Source organism: Mycobacterium sp. 852013-51886_SCH5428379 (assembly GCF_001665575.1).
GTDB lineage: Bacteria > Actinomycetota > Actinomycetes > Mycobacteriales > Mycobacteriaceae > Mycobacterium.
Genome location: NZ_LZSU01000021.1, coordinates 151,021 through 168,831, shown reverse-complemented (window position 1 = coordinate 168,831; position 17,811 = coordinate 151,021). Strand labels below are relative to the sequence as shown.

The window sequence follows — 17,811 nt, the reverse complement described above, 5'->3', positions numbered from 1 at the left end:
CGCAAGCGCTCATCACAGGATCACCACCGAGCGCAGCACCTCACCGGCGTGCATCTTGTGGAACGCGTCCTCGATGGCGTCCAGACCGATCCGTTCGGAGACGAACTTGTCCAACGGGAGCCGGCCCTGCAGATACAGCGAGATCAGCGTCGGGAAATCGCGTTCGGGTAGGCAGTCGCCATACCAACTGGATTTCAAGGATCCGCCGCGGGAGAAGAAGTCCACCAGCGGCATCTCCAGCGTCATGTCCGGGGTGGGCACCCCGACGAGCACGACGGTGCCGGCCAGGTCGCGGGCGTAGAAGGCCTGTTTCCAGGTTTCCGGGCGGCCGACGGCATCGATGACCACGTCGGTGCCGAACCCGTCGGTCAGGTCCTGGATGGCGGTGACGACATCGTCGACGCTGCGGGCGTTGATGGTGTCGGTGGCACCGAACTCGCGCGCCCAGGACAGTTTCGTGTCGTCGGTGTCGACGGCGATGATCTTCTTCGCCCCCACCAGGGCGGCGCCGGCGATCGCGGCGTCCCCGACGCCGCCGCATCCGATCACCGCGACCGTGTCATCCCGGTTCACCGCGCCGGTGTTGATCGCTGCCCCGATGCCGGCCATCACCCCGCACCCGAGCAGCCCGGCGACGGCCGGGTCGGCGGTCGAGTCGACCTTGGTGCACTGGCCTTCGTGGACGAGGGTCTTGTCGGCGAACGCCCCGATCCCCAGCGCGGGGGTCAGCTCGGTGCCGTCGGTCAGGGTCATCTTCTGCGCGGCGTTGTGGGTGTCGAAACACAGATGCGGGCGGCCGCGCTTGCAGGCGCGGCACTGTCCGCACACCGCGCGCCAGTTCAGGATCACGAAATCGCCGGGCTCGACGTTGGTCACGCCCTCGCCGACGGATTCGACGGTGCCGGCGGCCTCGTGACCCAGCAGGAACGGATACTCGTCGTTGATGCCGCCCTCACGGTAGGTCAGATCGGTGTGGCACACCCCGCAGGCGATGATGTCGACGACGACCTCACCCGGACCCGGATCGGGAATCACGATGTCAACCAACTCGACCGGCTGCTTCTTCGACCGGGAGATCACCCCGCGCACTGTCTGACTCATGCCTACAACCTAATGCGTCCGATCCTGCGTGAGGGTCTCGGCGCAGCCGTACATTCGCGGCATGATCACTGCCAGCGAGACCACCGAGGAGTTCGCCGAACGCGTCGTCGGTGCGATCGACAGTGCCAGCGTCGCCCTGCTGCTGTCGATCGGTCACCAGACGGGCCTGCTCGATGCGATGGCCGGGCTGCCACCGTCGTCGAGCGCGCAGATCGCCGACGCGGCCGGCCTCGACGAACGCTATGTGCGCGAATGGCTGGGCGGTGCCACCGCCGCTCGCATCGTCGACTACGAACCCGGCGCGGCGACCTACGTCCTGCCGCCCGAACGCGCAGCGGTTCTCACCCGCGCCGCCGGACCTGACAACCTGGCCCGCGTGGCGCAGTTCATCCCGCTGCTCGGCGAGGTCGAACAGCAGATCCTGGACTGCTTCCGGACCGGCGGGGGACTGTCCTACAGCGCCTATCCGAGGTTCCACGCGATCATGGCCGAGCAGAGCGGTGAGGTCTTCGACGCCGCGCTGGTCGACGTGGTGCTGCCGCTGGCCGAGGGGCTGCCCGAGCGGTTGGCGGCCGGCGCCGACGTCGCCGACATCGGCTGCGGGAGTGGACATGCGATCAACGTGATGGCACAGGCCTTTCCGGCCAGCCGCTTCACCGGAATCGACTTCTCCGACGAGGGCCTGTCCGCCGCCCGCGACGAGGCGTCGCGCCGCGGGCTGACCAACGCGCAGTTCCTCGCGGCGGACGTCGGCAACCTCGACATGACCGACACCTACGACGTCGTCACCGCATTTGACGCGATCCACGACCAGGCCCAGCCCGCGCGGGTGCTGGCCAACATCCGCCGCGCACTGCGCCCGGGCGGCGTCCTGCTGATGGTCGACATCAAGGCGTCGAGCCATCTGGAGGACAACATCGGTGCACCGATGGCGCCGTACCTCTACACCGTGTCGACGATGCACTGTATGTCTGTGTCACTCGGCCTCGACGGGGCGGGCCTGGGCACCTGCTGGGGCCGTCAGCTCGCCACCACGATGCTGGCCGACGCCGGCTTCACCGACGTCGACGTGCGTGAGATCGACTCCGATCCGTTGAACTACTACTACATCTGCCGCACGTAACATCGGCCCGATGGGGGCGCTGGATGCAATCGCGGACTGGCCGGTCGACACCGCCGCCGCGGCCGTGATCGGACCGGACGGAGAACTGGCCTCGACAGGCGACCCGACGCATGAGTTCCGGTTGGCGTCGGTCACCAAACCGCTGGTGGCCCGCGCCGCGCAGATCGCTGTCGAGGAGGGCGTCGTCGACCTCGACACCGAGGCGGGTCCGCCCGGGTCGACGATCCGACACCTGTTGGCGCACACGTCCGGGCTGTCCATGCACTCCGACGAGACCATGTCCGAACCCGGGGAGCGGCGGGTCTACTCCAACTACGGGTTCGCGGTGCTCGCGCAGACGATCGAGCGGGAGGCGGGCATCGAATTCGGCCGCTATCTGTCCGAAGCGGTGTTCGAACCGCTCGGCATGTCCGACTCCCGGCTCGACGGTGGCGCCGACGCGGCCGGTTACGGCGTCTTCTCCACCGTTGCCGACCTGACGGCGTTCGCCGCCGACCTGCTGCGGCCTCGGCTGGTCTCCCAGCAGATGCACGACGCGGCGATCGAGGTGCAATTCCCGGGTGTCGACGGCGTGCTGCCCGGGTTCGGGGTGCAGCGGCCGAACGACTGGGGGCTGGGTTTCGAGATCCGCGACGGCAAGTCACCGCACTGGACCGGGGAGCAGAACTCCGCGGCCACGTTCGGGCATTTCGGCCAGTCCGGCACGTTCCTGTGGGTCGATCCGCAGTCCGAACTCGCCCTCGTCACGCTCACCGATCGCGACTTCGGCAAGTGGGCGTATCAGGCGTGGCCCGAATTCTCTGATGGAGTTCTGAGAGAATTCGGAGCACACTAGCGCAACACACGCCTCACGAGGCACAATAGACACGCACGACACAGCTGTAATTCGGTATCGACGAGGCCGCTTGGGGAAGACGTCCCTCGTGGAGCCGAAGGAGCCAGCTATGCGTGCGTCGAACCAGTTCGCCGATTCGGCGACAGGCGTGGTGTATGTGCACGCCTCACCCGCGGCGGTGTGCCCACATGTCGAGTGGGCGTTGTCGTCGACCCTGTCGGCGCGCGCCAACCTGAAGTGGACCCCGCAACCGGCCATGCCGGGGCAGTTGCGTGCCGTCACCAACTGGGTGGGCCCGGTGGGTACCGGGGCGCAACTCGCGAACGCGCTGCGGTCGTGGTCGGTGCTGCGTTTCGAGGTCACCGAGGATCCGAGTGCAGGCGTCGACGGTCACCGCTGGTGCCACACCCCACAGCTCGGCATGTGGAGCGGTGCGATGAGTGCCAATGGCGACACCATGGTCGGCGAGATGCGACTGCGCACCTTGATGAACGCGGGCGCCGACGTGCTCGCCGCGGAACTCGACACCGTGCTGGGCACCGCCTGGGACGAGGCGCTCGAGCCCTACCGCGATGGTGGGGCAGGGGCCGAGGTCAGCTGGCTGAGCCGGGGAGTCGGGTAGTCACCCCTAGGGCCGCGGCACCAGGATCTGCAGCGCACGCGGCACCGCCGACACGGTGACCGGCAGCGGGCAGGCGTAGTCGCCGTCGGCGTAGGCGTTGATGCCCGGGCAGTCCACCTCGATCGACTGCGCCCGCGCGGTGGTCACGTCGTCGAGGTCGACGTGGGTGCCCTTGAACACCGTCGGGAACAACCGGATCAGCCGGCTGCGCGACGCCGAGTGCACCATCGTGACGTCGAGCAGTCCGTCGCTGTGGTCGGCGTTCGGGCAGATCCGCATTCCGCCGCCGTAGCTGCGGGTGTTGCCGAACGCGGCCAGCGTGAGATCGATCAGCTGCTCCTCGCCGTCGTCGAATCGCAGCCGGAACGGCAGCAGCCGCAGCTTCGACAGCTCCGCCAGCATCGCGACGTTGTAGCGCATCCGCCCGTGCGGCCAGCGCATGCGGTTGGTTCGGTCGCTGACCAGCGAGTCGAAACCGGTCGCCATCACCGTGCCGAACCATCGGCTCCGGCCGGACGTGTCGTCGATGCGGCCCAGATCGATGGCCTCGGTGTGCCCGTCGGCGATCACGTCGGCCGCGGCCTCCGGATCGCCGGTCGGGAGCGCGAATTCGCGCGCGTGGTCGTTGCCGGTGCCGGCCGCGACGATGCCCAGCGGCACCTCGCCCTGCGCCAGCGACTGCAGCGCAAGCGAAATCACCCCGTCGCCACCGACCACCACCAATGCGTCGGTGCCGGCGGCCAGCGACTCCTCGACCAGGCGCCGGGCGTGGTCGGCGTCGGTGCCCACGATCGCGGTCACGTTCACGCCCCGCTGCTGGAAGCGGACGATCGCGCGCTCGGCGGCGTGCGGCGCGTTGCCGTGCCCCGACAGCGGATTGGTCAGCACCGTTACTTTCTGGACGACCTTCTCGATCACGGAATCAGCTTGCCCGGGTTGAGAATTCCGGCGGGGTCGAGCGTCGCTTTGACCGCGCGCAGGATTTCCACGCCGAGTTCGCCGACCTCCGCCTGCATCCACGGGCGGTGGTCGGCGCCGACCGCATGGTGGTGGGTGATGGTGCCGCCGGTCCGCATGATCGCCTCGGACGCCGCGGTTTTGGCGGCCTGCCACTGCTCGATCGGGTTGCCGCGCTGTCCCGCGACGACGGTGAAGTACAGCGACGCCCCGGTCGGATAGATGTGCGAGATGTGGCACATCACCAGCGCTGGCTCGAGAGTCGTCGTCAGCGCCTCGGTCACCGCGGCCTTGAGCGCCTGCAGATTCGACCATGTCGTTGCCGTCTCGAGCGTCTCGCACAGCGCGCCCGCCGAGAGCAGCGCGTCGCGTAGATACGGCGCGTTGAACCGGCCGTGCTCCCAGGCTTTCGCGGGCTCCGGACCCAGCGACGTGCCGCCGTGCCTTTCGAGCAGTGCGCGGGTTTCGGCATGGCGGCTCTCGGTGTGCGTGGCGCTGCCCTCGAAGGTCGTGACGGCCAGGCAGCCGCCGGTGATCTGCTGTTCACCGATGTTCTCGGTGGTCGCCAGGTTGACGCCGGTCTCGGCCTCGTCGGACAGCCGGATCACGGTCGGTCCGGTCGCGGTCTGGGTGACCGCGCGCAGTGCGGCCGCGCCCGTCGCGAAGTCCGGGAAGGACCAGGCCTCGTAGCGGGTGGTCTCCGGAACCGGATGCACCCGCACCCGCACGCGGGTGATCACCCCGAACACGCCTTCGGAGCCGACGAGCAGCTGACGCAGATCCGGGCCGGCCGCCGACGCCGGGGCGCGCCCCACGTCCAGCACGCCGGCCGGGGTGACCGCGCGCAGTCCGCGCACCATGTCGTCGAAGCGGCCGTAACCGGCGGAGTCCTGGCCCGAGGACCTGGTCGCGGCGAACCCGCCGAGGGTGGCGAAGCAGAAGCTCTGCGGGTAATGCCCGAGCGAGAAGCCCTTCTCGCCGAGCAGCCGTTCGGCGTCCGGGCCGGTGACGCCCGCGCCGAGCTCGGCCTCACCGGAGACCTCGTCGAGCCAGTGCAACGCGTCGAGGCGCCGCAGGTCCAGCGACACCGCGGCGGTCATCCCGTCGCGGATCGGGTCGACGCCGCCCACAACGCTCGTCCCGCCCCCGAACGGCACGACCGCGACCTGGTGCGCGCTGCAGTACGCCAGTACGGCGGCGATCTGGTCCTCGTCGGCGGGGATCAGCACCGCATCGGGGGCGTCCTGCACGCCGGGATCACGGCGGCGCAGCAGGTCGAGGGTGGATTTCCCGCCGGCGTGCAGGAGCCTGCCGAGGTCGTCGGTGCGGCAGAACTCGTCGCCGACGATCGCGGCCAGCGCCCGGTGATCCTCGTCGGGCAGCGCCGACGGCCGGACGGTGACGTCCTCGAGCGTGAGGGGCGGTGTCGAGCCGGCCCGGACACCCAGCGCCTGATCGAGCAGGGACCGGATGCCCTCGGAGAGATCCTTCGCGGCGGCCGGGTCACCCCAGGCATCCCACTTCATCGGAGGCAGCATGCGTTACAGTATTACACATGTCGTCAATCCGTAATGTCGGTCCGCGAACGGTGGAGGAACGCGTCCTCGAGGCCGCCGCGTACTGCGTCCGAACCTATGGGGTGCACCGGGTGACGCTGACCGAAATCGCGCGGCGGGCTCGGGTCAGCCGCCCCACGATCTACCGGCGCTGGCCGGATACCGACGCGGTGCTGGGGGCGCTGCTGAGTATGCGCATCGCCGGCGTCCTGGACTCCGTGCCCAGCGGCGGCGTCGGGCGTGAACACCTCGTCGAGCGCATCGTGCGCGTCGGCGACCAGCTCCGCAGCGACGAGGTCGTGATGTCGGTCTTCCACAGCACCCCGGACTTCGCGATGGTCTACATCACCGAACGGCTCGGCACCAGTCAGCAGATCCTGATCGACGCGCTGGCCGGTGAGATCAAACTCGGTCAGGACCACGGCAGTGTCCGCGCCGGCGAACCCCGGCAACTTGCGGCGATGTGCCTGCTGATCACGCAGTCGACGATCCAGTCCGCGCAGATGGTGGCCCCGCTGATCGACGCCCCCGCCCTGTCGGAGGAGCTGGCGTACGCGCTCAACGGATACCTCAAGCCGTGAGCGCCTCCCTGAACGCCGCGCGACGCACCGCGGAACTGGCCGCGCTCGCCGAGGGTGAGCGCATCGACGTCCTCGTCGTCGGCGGGGGGATCACCGGTACGGGCATCGCCCTCGACGCCGCCGCACGCGGACTGTCCGTCGCACTGGTCGAAAAGCACGACCTGGCCTTCGGCACCAGCAGGTGGAGTTCGAAGCTCGTACACGGCGGTCTGCGCTATCTGGCCACCGGCAACGTCGGCATCGCGCGCCGCAGCGCAGTCGAACGCGGCATCCTGATGACGCGCACCGCACCGCACCTGGTCAGCGCGATGCCGCAACTCGTTCCCCTGCTACCCGAAATGGCCCGGCCGGCACGGGCTTTGGTGCGGGGCGGTTTCCTCGCCGGCGACGCGCTGCGCCGGCTGGCCGGTACGGCGCCCTCGGTGCTGCCGCGGTCCCGGCGGGTCGACGCGGCGCGGGCGGCGCAGCTGGTGCCCGCGGTGCGTCGCGACGGCCTCGCCGGCGGGCTGCTGGCCTACGACGGACAGCTGATCGACGACGCCCGGCTGGTCACCGCCGTCGCCCGGACCGCCGCTCGGCACGGCGCCCGCATCCTGACCCGCGTCGCGGCCTCCGAGGCCACCGCGACCTCGGTGCGGCTGACCGATCAATGCACCGGCGAATCGTTCGAGGTGTCGGCGCGTGCGGTGATCAACGCCGCAGGCGTGTGGGCCGGGGAGGTCGACACCGCGCTGAAGCTGCGGCCGTCGCGCGGCACCCACCTGGTTTTCGACGCCGAGGCGTTCGGCAATCCGACGGCGGCACTGACCATTCCGATCCCCGGCGAGCTCAACCGCTTCGTCTTCGCAATGCCCGAGCAGCTGGGCCGCGTGTATCTGGGGCTCACCGACGAGGATGCGCCGGGACCGGTACCCGACGTTCCCGAGCCGACCCCGGCCGAGATCGCGTTCCTGCTCGACACCGTCAACACCGCGCTGGCCACCGCACTCACCCCCGACGACGTCCGTGGTTCCTACGCCGGGCTGCGGCCGCTCATCGACACCGGCCACGGCCGGACGGCCGACATCTCCCGCGAGCACGCGGTCACGGAATCACCGGCCGGGGTGATCAGCGTGATCGGCGGGAAGCTGACCGAGTATCGCTATATGGCCGAGGATGTGCTGGACCGGGCGGTGGCCCTGCGCGGGTTGACCGCAGGCCCGTGCCGCACACGCGACCTGCCGCTGGTCGGCGCGCCCGGCGCGACCACCCAGCGGCAGGCCGGGTTGCCGCCGTCGCTGGTGGCCCGGTACGGCGCCGAGGCGCCCGACGTCCTCGCCGGTGCCCGCTGCGACCGGCCCGGCGATCCCGTCGCCGACGGTATCGACGTCATCCGCGCCGAATTCGAGTACGCGGTCGCCCACGAGGGCGCGCTGACCGCCGATGACATCGTCGACCGCCGGACCCGGATAGGGCTCGTCGCCGACGATCGCTCACGGGCCCTCAAGACGGCGGCAGAGTTCGTGGAGTGACGTAGGCCACAATCGGGTAGTCCGATGCGATGAGTACGACTCCTACCCTCAAAAAGGCGCTCAACCAGCGCCAACTGCGGATGATTGCCATCGGCGGCGTGATCGGCGCCGGCTTGTTCGTCGGGTCCGGTGTGGTGATCGCCGACACGGGTCCCGGCTCCTTCCTCACCTATGCAATGAGCGGCGTGCTCATCATCATGGTGATGCGGATGCTCGCCGAGATGGCGGTCGCCAACCCGTCGACGGGTTCGTTCGCCGACTACTCGCGCAACGCCCTTGGCAACTGGGCGGGCTTCTCCGTCGGCTGGCTGTACTGGTACTTCTGGGTCATCGTCGTCGGCTTCGAGGCGATCGCCGGCGCCAAGATCATCCAGTACTGGATCGATGTCCCGCTGTGGGCGTCATCGCTGGTGTTCATGGTGCTGATGACCGCCACGAATCTGTTCTCGGTGAAGTCTTACGGCGAGTTCGAGTTCTGGTTCGCCGGCATCAAGGTCGCCGCGATCCTTGCGTTCATCGCGCTCGGCGCGCTGTTCGTGCTGGGACTGTGGCCGGGGAAGGACGCCGACTTCTCGAACCTCACCGCGCACGGCGGCTTCATGCCGATGGGATTCGGGGTGATCACCGTCGGGATCGTCACGGTGATCTTCTCGATGGTGGGCGCCGAGATCGCGACGATCGCGGCGGCCGAGTCGTCGGATCCGGAGCGGGCGGTGGCCAAGGCAGCCAACTCGGTGATCGTGCGCATCCTGTTGTTCTACGTGGGCTCGGCGCTGCTACTGGTGACGATCCTGCCGTGGAACGACGAGGGCATCGCCGCGTCCCCGTTCGTCGCGGCGTTCACCGAGATGGGCATCCCCTATGCCGACCACGTCATGAACGCCGTGGTGCTGACGGCGGTGCTGAGCTGTCTGAACTCCGGGATGTACACGGCGTCGCGGATGCTCTTCGTCCTCGCCGCCCGGCGGGAGGCGCCGCCGTCGCTGGTCCGGGTGACCCGCAGGGGAGTGCCTGCCCAGGCGATCCTGGCATCGTCAGTGGTCGGCTTCCTGTGCGTGATCGCAGCCGCGGTGTCGCCGGACACCATCTTCGCGTTCCTGCTCAACTCCAGTGGCGCCATCATCCTGTTCGTCTACCTGCTCATCGCGGTGTCGCAGATCATCCTGCGCCGGCGCGCACCGGACTCCGAACTGCGCGTGAAGATGTGGCTGTTCCCGGTCCTGTCGGTGCTCACCGCGGTGGGCATCGTCGCGATCCTGGTGCAGATGTTCATCGACGACAAGCTTCGATCCCAACTGGTGCTGAGTCTGCTGTCGTGGGCGGTGGTCTTGGCGCTGTACTTCTTCAACAAGCGGTTCCTCAAGCGGCGGCCTGCACCCGAGGGGGTCCCAGGTACCGGAGCCCCGCACCGGGTGCTGGTCCTGGCCAATCAGACCGTGGACTCCACCGAACTGCTCGAAGAGTTGCACCGGATCGGCGCCGACCAGGAGACCCGGTACTTCGTGGTGGTGCCGGTAAGCCCGATCGAGACCGGCGCCGCGGCCACCCACGGCCCACTCGACGTCCATGAAGCAACCCAGAAAGCCGCGACCGAACGCCTGCAGCACACGCTGAAGACGCTGCGTGGGCACGAGTTCAGTGCGGAGGGAAAGCTCGGCGACCAGCGACCGCTGCGGGCGCTGTCAGATGCCGTCGACGAGTTCGAACCCGACCAGATCGTCATCTCGACCCTGCCACCCGAACAGTCGGTGTGGCAGCGTTTCGACGTCGTCGACCGCGCTCGCGCGCAGCACAAGGTGCCGGTAACCCACGTGGTCGCCGCATACACCGAGATCACGGCCGCGCAATGACGATCGTCGCCGGGTTCAGCGCCAGCGGGCACGGCAGCGCACCGCTGCACCTCGCCGCAGAACTCGCCCGGTGCACGTTCGATCGCATCATCGCCGCCGCGATAGTGGAGCGGCCGTGGCCTCCACGCGACGATCCGATCCAGAGGGAGTACCTGAGCTACCTCACGGCTCAGGCACGGGTGTCGCTGGAGCGGGTGGTCGCCGAGATGTCCGGTGGCGTCGAGATTTCCGTCGTCGTGCACGAGGCGACGTCAATTCCCGAAGGGCTGACCGAACTGGCGACACATCACAGCGCGGAAGTGGTGGTCGTCGGGTCCTCGTCGTCGGGTCTGCTCGGCCGCGTGGCGCTCGGAAGCGTCACCGATCGCCTGGTCCACACCGCCGCGGTACCGGTGGCGATCGCCCCGCGCAGCTATCCCGCCCGCGAGGGACCGATCCGCCGCCTGACGGTCGCCTACGGCGGACACGCCGACGCCGTCCGGCTGATCGAGACCGCCGTCGAACTCGCCACCCGGTGGTCGGTAGGGCTGCGCATCGCCTCGTTCTCGGTCCGGCCGGTGACGGTGTTCAGCGGGTCGATCGAACCGTCCGCGGAAGGTCTCGTCGTCGAGCAGTGGTCGCGGCGCACCATCGACGAGATCACCAGACAGCTCAACGACGTTCGTGCCCGCGTCGGCGTCCCGGACGTCGAGTTCGTCGTCGGGGTGTCACACGACTGGCGCGAGGCGGTCGAGGACGTCGCATGGGAACCGGGGGACCTGCTGCTGCTCGGCTCCGGCGCGGCGGGACCGGCCGCGCAGGTGTTCCTCGGGTCGGCCGCGGCAAAGATCCTGCGGCACAGCCCCGTTCCCGTGATGATCGTCCCGAAGCGCTGAGCGCACCGGCAGACGATCTACAGCGGGATGTTCTTGTGGCGGCCGCGGCGGGCGGGCGCCTCGGCCAGGGCCTGGGTCAGCTTGCTGCGGGTGTGGGAGGGATCGATCTTCTCGTCCACCACGCCGATCTCGATGGCGCTGTCCACGCCGCCCGCGATCCGCTCGTGCTCGACGGCGAGCTGCTCGTGCAGCGCGTCGCGCTCCTCGGGTGCGGCCGCGGCCAGCTTCTTCTTGTGCAGGATGCCGACGGCGGCCTTGGCGCCCATCACGGCGACCTCGGCGTCCGGCCACGCGAACACCTTGGTCGCACCCAGCGACCGGGAGTTCATCGCGATGTAGGCGCCGCCGTAGATCTTGCGGGTGACCAGCGTGACGCGCGGAACGGTGGCCTCACCGAACGCGTGCAGCAGCTTGGCGCCGCGGCGAACCACACCGCCCCACTCCTGGTCCACGCCGGGCAGGTAGCCGGGCACGTCGACGATGACGACGATCGGGATGCCGAACGCGTCGCACAGCCGCACGAAGCGGGCCGCCTTCTCGGCGGACTCGGAGTTCAGGCAGCCGCCGAGGCGCAACGGGTTGTTGGCGAGCACGCCGACGCTGCGACCGGCCAGCCGGCCCAGGCCGACGACCATCGAGGGCGCCCACTTGGCCTGAAACTCCTCGAAGGGCGCACCCTCGTCGAGCAGCGCGTTGACCAGCGGGTGCACGTCGTAGGCGCGGCGGGCCGACTCGGGCAGCAGCGCGGTGAGGTCGGTGTCGCCGGCCTCGGCCTTGGTGCGGTCGAAATGACCCTGCTGGCAGAACAATCCGACCAGCCGGCGGCCACGCTCGTAGGCGTCGTCGGCATCGTCGGCGACGATGTGGCACACGCCGGACTTCTTGTGGTGGGTGTCCGGGCCGCCGAGCGAGGCCATGTCGACGTCCTCGCCGGTCACGCTGCGCACGACGTCGGGTCCGGTGACGAACACGCGCCCCTCGGGCGCCATGATGACGACGTCGGTGAGCGCCGGACCGTAGGCGGCGCCGCCCGCGGCGAAACCGACGACCACAGAGATCTGCGGGATGTACCCCGAGGCGCGGATCATCGCCTCGAACACCAGACCCACCGCGTGCAGGGCCTTGACGCCCTCGGCGAGCCGGGCGCCACCCGAGTGCCAGATCCCCACGATCGGGCTCTGTTCCTCGATGGCGGTGTCGTAGGCATCGACGATGTGGCGGCAACCGTCGACGCCCATCGCGCCACCCATGACGGTGCCGTCGGTGCAGAACGCGATGGTGCGCACGCCGTTGACGGTGCCCGCGGCGGCCAGCACACCCGAGCGGTCCCGCTCGTGCAGCAGTTCCACGCTGTCGTCGTCGAAGAACGTGCACAGACGGAGCAGCGGATCGCGCGGGTCGACCGACTCACCGTCGGCGCCGGGGGCCGGTCGGCTCTGCATCGTCGTCATGTGGTTCCTCCTAGTACTTCCCGAACGCGACCGCTACGTTGTGCCCGCCGAATCCGAAAGAGTTGTTGATGGCGTACTGGTAGTTGCCAGGACGCGGTGAACCTGCGACGACGTCCAGATCGATCTCCGGGTCGAGGTTCTTCAAGTTGAGCGTCGGGGGGATCACCCCGTTCTTCAACGCCAGCACGGTCAGGATCGACTCGACCGCGCCGACCGCGCCGACCGAGTGCCCGAGGGCACCCTTGGGCGCGTACACGGCGGGCTGGTGCCCGCCCATCGCGTTGTTGATGGCCTTGCTCTCGGCCACGTCGCCGACGCTGGTGCCGGTCGCGTGCGCGTTGACGTGGTCGATGTCCGACGGCTGCAGACCCGCGAGCTGGATGGCCCGGGTCATCGCCCAGCCCGCCTGCTCGCCATTGGGATCCGGCGCCACGATGTGGTAGCCGTCGGAGGTGATGCTCGCGCCCATGATGCGGGCGAGGATCTTTGCGCCGCGGGCCTTGGCGTGCTCTTCGGTCTCGATGACCATGAGCGCGCCGGCCTCGCCGAACACGAAGCCGTTGCGATCCCGGTCGAACGGCCGGCAGGCGCCCGCGGGATCGTCATTGGTGGTGGAGAGCACGATGCGCATCTGTGCGAAGCCGGCGATCGGCACCGCCTCGATCCTCGTCTCCACGCCGCCGCAGATCGCGACGTCCGCTTCGCCCAGGACGATGTTGCGCCAGGCCTGGGCGATGCCCTCCGACCCGGAGGCGCAGGCCGACACCGGGGTGACCACCCCGGCGCGGGCCTTGCGCTCCAGTCCGACCGCCGCCGCAGCGGCGTTCGGCATGTACATCTGCACGGCCAGCGGAGACACGGCCTTGAGGCCCTTGGCCCGCATACCGTCGTAGGCGTACAGCAGTTCCTCGGTGGAACCCATCCCGGTGCCGATGGACACCATCAGCCGGCGGGGATCGACGTCCGGCGAACCGGCCTGCTCCCACACCCGGCGGCTGAGCACCGTCGACATCTTCTGCAGGTACGACAACCGGCGGAGTTCGACCCGGTCCAGTTCGCTGTCGAAATCCTCCAGGAGATGGCCGCCGATGCGCACCGGCAGGTCGTACTCCTCGACGAACGGATCCTCGAGCTTGCGGATACCACTGTGGCCGTCGAGCAGACGCTGCCAGGTGGTCTCCGCATCGGTCGCCAGCGCAGTCGTCATCGCGATGCCGGTGACGACGACGTTGGGGAAACCGTTCCCCGTCGACAGCCGATTGCCCGTTGTCCGTGCCATGACTACTTACTCCAAACGAGATGTCCTACGTCAGGTCGCGATCAGTAGCGACCGAACGCCAGCGCCACATTGTGGCCACCGAATCCGAACGAGTTGTTGATGGCGTACTGGTAGTCGCCGTACCGTGGCTCGCCCGCAACGACATCGAGATCGATCTCGGGATCCGGGGTCTCATAGTTCAGTGTGGGCGGAATGACGCCGTCCCGCAGCGCCAGCACCGTGAGGATCGACTCCAGCGCACCGACCGCACCGATCGAGTGGCCGAGCGCCGACTTCGGTGCGTACACCGCGGCGTGCTCCACACCGGCGACCCGAAGCGCGTTGGCCTCGGCGGTGTCACCGATTGGGGTGGCGGTGGCGTGCGCGTTGACGTGGTTGATGTCCTTGGCGGACAGACCCGCCGTCTCCATCGCCCGCTTCATCGCTGCGCCGGCCCGGAGGCCGTCCGCTGCCGGAGCCACCATGTGGAAGGCATCGGAGGTGATACCCGCCCCCATCAACCGGGCGATCGGCGTCGCACCGCGGGCTTTGGCGTGCTCCTCGGTCTCGATGATCATCATCGCGCCCGCCTCGCCGAAGACGAAGCCGTCCCGGTTCTTGTCGAACGGCCGCGAGGCACCCTCGGGGTCCTCGTTGCGGGTCGACATCGCGCGCATCATCGAGAACGCTGCGATGGGCAGCGCTTCGATGCCGCCCTCGACGCCACCGACGACCGCGAAGTCGGCGTCACCCATGACGATCTGGCGCCAACCGTGGGCGATGGCCTCCGACCCCGACGAGCACGCCGACACCGGGGTGATGACCCCGGCGCGCGCACCCAGTTCGAGACCGGCGACCGCCGCCGCACCGTTGGGCATGATCATCTGAACGGCGAGCGGGGACACCTTGCGGGGCCCGCCCTCGTTCATCGCGTCGTAGGTCTCGACGATCTTCTCGCCGCCGCCCAGACCGGTGCCGATGATGACGGCGAACCGATCCGGATCGACCTCGGGCTTACCCGCGGTCTCCCAGAGGCGACCGGACAACAGCTTCGACATGCGCTGCACGTACGACATGCGTCGCATGTCGATGCGGGTCATGTACGAGTCGATGTTGTCCACCAGGTGACCACCGATGCGCACGGGCAGGTCCCACTTGGTGACGAACTCGTCCTCGAGAACGCGGATACCGCTTTCGCCAGCCAGCAGGCCCTTCCACGTGCTCTCGATGTCCGCCGCGAGCGACGTGGTGGCCTCGACGGCAGTCACGACAACGCTGGGGAAGGCTCCGTTAGCCGTGGAAGGCCTGGTCACTGCGAGAACTTATCGCGCAGCGCGGCGGCAGCCTCGGGGTTCTCTTCCTCGAGCTTCTGGATGTAGGCGACGACGTCACCGACGGTGCGCAGGCCCGCGAGGTCCTCGTCCGGGATCTTCACGCCGTACTTGTCCTCGGTCTGCACGGCGATCTCCACCATGGACAGCGAGTCGATGTCCAGATCGTCGACGAACGACTTCTCGGGGGTGACCTCCGAGGGCTCGATACCGGTGACTTCTTCGATGATCTCGGCGAGACCGGCGATGATTTCTTCCTGAGTGGCGGCCACAGGGGCTCCTTCTATCTCGGTGTTGATACTTGATGGACGTTCGGTAGTCCGCCCCGGACGGGATGCCCGGGACATGGTGGTCAGAGCTCGGCGAGCCCGTCCAGGTCCGCGGGGGTCTTGACGGCGCGCGTCGGAACCCCCTTGAGTTCACGCTTGGCGATGCCGACGAGGGTGCCGGCGGGTGGGAATTCGACGATCCCGGCGGGTTCGCGCTCCCGCATCGTTGCGGTGCACAGATCCCAGCGCACCGGCCGGGTCAGTTGGGCGACCAGCTTCTCGATCGCGTCACCGGGCGACGTTACCGGCTGCCCGTCGGAGTTCGACAAAAGTGTGATGTTCGGCTCGAGCGCGTCGGCTGTGACGACGCTCTCGGCGGCGGCGGCGTATCCGTCCAGCGCCGAGGCCATGTAGTGGGTGTGGAACGCGCCCGCGGTGGCGAGCACGCGCACCCGCGCCTTCGCCGGCGGATCCTCGGCCAGCTTCTCCAGCGCGGCCACCGCGCCGGCGGCCACGATCTGGCCCGCGGCGTTGCGGTTGGCGGGAATGAGATCGAAACGGTCCAGCGCTTCAAGTACGGAGGCCTCGTCGCCACCGAGCACGGCAGCCATTCCGGTGGGCTCGAGTGCGCAGGCCTTGGCCATCTCGGCGCCGCGGGTGGCGGCGAGCTTGACGGCGTCGTCGGCGGAGATGATGCCGGCGATGGCGTAGGCGGCGATCTCTCCGACCGAGTGGCCGGCCACGATCGTCTCGGTGTCCGGGGCGAACGACCCGGTGGTTCCCCCGTCGCTTCGCTCGCCCAGACGCCGGACCGCTTCCTCATGGGCCAGCAGCGTCGCGGCCACCACGAGGGGCTGGGTCACAGCGGTGTCGGTGATCTCCTCCGCGGTCGCGGTGGTGCCGAGGCGGGCGAGATCGAGGCCACTGATCTGAGACCAGGTGGCGAGACGCTCGCCGGCAGCCGGGAGATCCAGCCACGGCTGGAGCATTCCGGGGGTCTGCGAACCCTGTCCGGGCGCAAGCAGCACGATAGGTCCGTTTGGCACGTCTTTAAGAGAACACTGTGAAGACGGTTTCGCGCCGTGTAAGAGATTATGAACCTCGTCTTAGGATTTTGTGGAGTCTCCACAAAACGGCATGTGATGCGACTCCATCGAGACCGGCCCGCGATCTGTCAGCCTGGCCGGGTCAGGGTCGGGCTGGCCGGTCGCACCGCCGGGACCTGCGCCGAAGTCCTATTTGACGTGCTCGGCAGGTAGGCCTGCCGGCTCAGCCGTCCCACGGTCGCGGCGACCCGCAGCACGTAGGCGTCGCGCGGCAGCATCGGATCACGCCCGGTGAAGTCGGCGATGCGTTTGAGGCGGTAGCGGACGGTGTTTGGATGAACGAACAATTGACGTGCGCAGGCCTCGATCGCGCCGCCCGAATCCAGGTACGCGTCCAGGGTTTCGGTGAGCGCGGGTCCGGCGTCGCCCAGCGGGCGCATCACCTCGGTCTCCAGTGCGGCGATGGCCGTGGCGTCGCCCAGCAGCGCGCGTTCGGGTAGTAGTTCCCGGGCCGCCACCGGGCGCGGCGCACCGCTCCAGCCGGCGACCGCGTTCATCCCGGAGATGGCCTCGGTGGCGCTGCGGTGCGCCGCCGACAGGGTCGGCGCGGTGGGGCCGACGACGACCGGGCCGTCGGCGAACACCCGGGTCAGGTCCCGCAGGAAACGCTCGGTGGGGGAGAGCGGACCGGACACGATGACGACCAGCCAGGTCCCGTGCACGTCGGAGAGCACGGCCCGGTCGTGACGGCTGACCACCTCGCGGACGTCGTCGCTGGCCAGATCTTTGCGTTCGGGATGCGGCAATCCCACGATCACCGTCGCCGGGGCGGTGGCGTCCCAGTTCAGCGTCGCGGCCTGCGACTGCAGTTCGGGGCCGATGTCCCCGCGCACCACGGCGTCGACGACGTTGGCCTCCATCCGGGTATCCCAGGCGCCGCGCGCCTCGGCCGCGTCGGCGTATCCCGACGCCGCCGCGAACGCGAGGTTGCGGCTGTACCGCAGGATTCCGACCGTCAGCGCCGTGCGCTGCGCCGGGTTGCGGGCGAGCAGCGGCACCACGTCCTCGAAGTGCTCCATGGTCACCCGCACCATGTCGACGGTCTGCCGCAGCGCGATGCGCTTGGTCAACTCCTGCGGAACCAGGGCGAACGCCTCCGCGGTGTAGCCGACGTCGCCGCGCGGATCGCGCATCCACTCGGCGAAGTTGACCAGGGCGGTCTGCACCACGAGCTGGACGCTGGCCCGCTGGGACGCCTCGAGTTCGGCGAAGAACGGCAGCCGGTCGCCCATCACGTGGACGGCCTCGGTCGCCAGCCGGCCGGAGTACTGCTTGACCCGGCGCAGCAGCGACTCCGGCACCGAGTCGAGCAGTTCCAGCGACGGCGGATCCACCGCATCGCCGGTCAGGTTGTCGGCCATCCCTAAAACTTACGCCGACTTTCT

Annotated in this window: 16 protein-coding genes; 7 read left to right on the top strand and 9 right to left on the bottom strand. The window is 69.0% G+C overall.

Going from position 1 to position 17,811, the window contains the following annotated elements; genetic code table 11:
* Positions 1–12: 12 nt before the first annotated feature.
* Positions 13–1,101, bottom strand: coding sequence for an S-(hydroxymethyl)mycothiol dehydrogenase (locus A5757_RS10375; RefSeq protein WP_066832868.1), 1,089 nt, complete (start codon positions 1,099–1,101; stop codon positions 13–15).
* 61 nt (positions 1,102–1,162) lie between these two features.
* On the opposite strand from A5757_RS10375, the gene A5757_RS10370 reads away from it, so the two are divergent.
* From A5757_RS10370 to A5757_RS10360, 3 genes are all read left to right on the top strand, one after another.
* Complete coding sequence (locus A5757_RS10370) at positions 1,163–2,224, top strand: class I SAM-dependent methyltransferase (protein WP_066832865.1); 1,062 nt, start codon at positions 1,163–1,165, stop codon at positions 2,222–2,224.
* A gap of 10 nt (positions 2,225–2,234) precedes the next feature.
* Complete coding sequence (locus A5757_RS10365; RefSeq protein ID WP_066832861.1) at positions 2,235–3,059, top strand: serine hydrolase; 825 nt, start codon at positions 2,235–2,237, stop codon at positions 3,057–3,059.
* 109 nt (positions 3,060–3,168) lie between these two features.
* The gene (locus A5757_RS10360; protein WP_066832858.1) at positions 3,169–3,681 is read left to right on the top strand and encodes a DUF3145 domain-containing protein; all 513 of its coding nucleotides are present in this window, start codon (positions 3,169–3,171) and stop codon (positions 3,679–3,681) included.
* A gap of 6 nt (positions 3,682–3,687) precedes the next feature.
* Here the strand turns inward: A5757_RS10360 and A5757_RS10355 are convergent, their stop codons facing one another.
* Positions 3,688–4,596: a diacylglycerol kinase gene (locus A5757_RS10355; protein ID WP_066832960.1), complete on the bottom strand. Its 909-nt coding sequence runs from the start codon at positions 4,594–4,596 to the stop codon at positions 3,688–3,690.
* Entirely contained in the window at positions 4,596–6,164 is a 1,569-nt protein-coding gene (locus A5757_RS10350; protein WP_066832958.1) for an FAD-binding oxidoreductase, read from the bottom strand. The genes A5757_RS10355 and A5757_RS10350 overlap by 1 nt, the downstream gene beginning before the upstream one ends.
* 29 nt (positions 6,165–6,193) lie before the next feature.
* Between A5757_RS10350 and A5757_RS10345 the strand changes: the two genes are divergently transcribed.
* The 4 genes from A5757_RS10345 to A5757_RS10330 are packed head-to-tail and all read left to right on the top strand — an operon-like array spanning position 6,194 to position 11,011.
* Positions 6,194–6,775: a TetR/AcrR family transcriptional regulator gene (locus A5757_RS10345; protein ID WP_066832855.1), complete on the top strand. Its 582-nt coding sequence runs from the start codon at positions 6,194–6,196 to the stop codon at positions 6,773–6,775.
* Positions 6,772–8,286 carry a glycerol-3-phosphate dehydrogenase/oxidase gene (locus A5757_RS10340; protein WP_247053755.1) on the top strand — a complete coding sequence of 505 codons (1,515 nt, stop codon included), beginning with the start codon at positions 6,772–6,774 and terminating at the stop codon, positions 8,284–8,286. The genes A5757_RS10345 and A5757_RS10340 overlap by 4 nt, the downstream gene beginning before the upstream one ends.
* Before the next feature lie 29 nt (positions 8,287–8,315).
* A complete protein-coding gene (locus A5757_RS10335) occupies positions 8,316–10,136 on the top strand; it encodes an amino acid permease (RefSeq protein ID WP_066832851.1) in 1,821 nt (606 codons plus the stop codon).
* On the top strand, positions 10,133–11,011 hold the full coding sequence (locus A5757_RS10330; RefSeq protein WP_066832848.1) for a universal stress protein: 879 nt from the start codon (positions 10,133–10,135) through the stop codon (positions 11,009–11,011). The genes A5757_RS10335 and A5757_RS10330 overlap by 4 nt, the downstream gene beginning before the upstream one ends.
* A 17-nt stretch (positions 11,012–11,028) precedes the next feature.
* Here A5757_RS10330 and A5757_RS10325 read toward each other — a convergent pair whose 3' ends face one another.
* The 6 genes from A5757_RS10325 to A5757_RS10300 form a co-directional block, all read right to left on the bottom strand.
* Positions 11,029–12,453 (bottom strand): acyl-CoA carboxylase subunit beta, encoded by a 1,425-nt coding sequence (locus tag A5757_RS10325; RefSeq protein WP_369815933.1) that lies wholly within the window; start codon positions 12,451–12,453, stop codon positions 11,029–11,031.
* Positions 12,454–12,472: 19 nt separating this feature from the next.
* The gene (kasB, locus tag A5757_RS10320) at positions 12,473–13,741 is read right to left on the bottom strand and encodes a 3-oxoacyl-ACP synthase KasB (protein ID WP_066832841.1); all 1,269 of its coding nucleotides are present in this window, start codon (positions 13,739–13,741) and stop codon (positions 12,473–12,475) included.
* Positions 13,742–13,782: 41 nt separating this feature from the next.
* Positions 13,783–15,033, bottom strand: a complete 1,251-nt coding sequence (gene kasA, locus A5757_RS10315; RefSeq protein ID WP_066832838.1) for a 3-oxoacyl-ACP synthase KasA — start codon at positions 15,031–15,033, stop codon at positions 13,783–13,785.
* Positions 15,030–15,323, bottom strand: coding sequence for a meromycolate extension acyl carrier protein AcpM (gene acpM / locus A5757_RS10310; protein ID WP_066832835.1), 294 nt, complete (start codon positions 15,321–15,323; stop codon positions 15,030–15,032). Before acpM ends, kasA begins: the two co-directional genes overlap by 4 nt.
* 80 nt (positions 15,324–15,403) lie before the next feature.
* On the bottom strand, positions 15,404–16,351 hold the full coding sequence (locus tag A5757_RS10305) for an ACP S-malonyltransferase (RefSeq protein WP_255360356.1): 948 nt from the start codon (positions 16,349–16,351) through the stop codon (positions 15,404–15,406).
* A gap of 143 nt (positions 16,352–16,494) precedes the next feature.
* Entirely contained in the window at positions 16,495–17,787 is a 1,293-nt protein-coding gene (locus A5757_RS10300) for a CdaR family transcriptional regulator (protein WP_066832829.1), read from the bottom strand.
* Between the last annotated feature and the right edge of the window lie 24 nt (positions 17,788–17,811).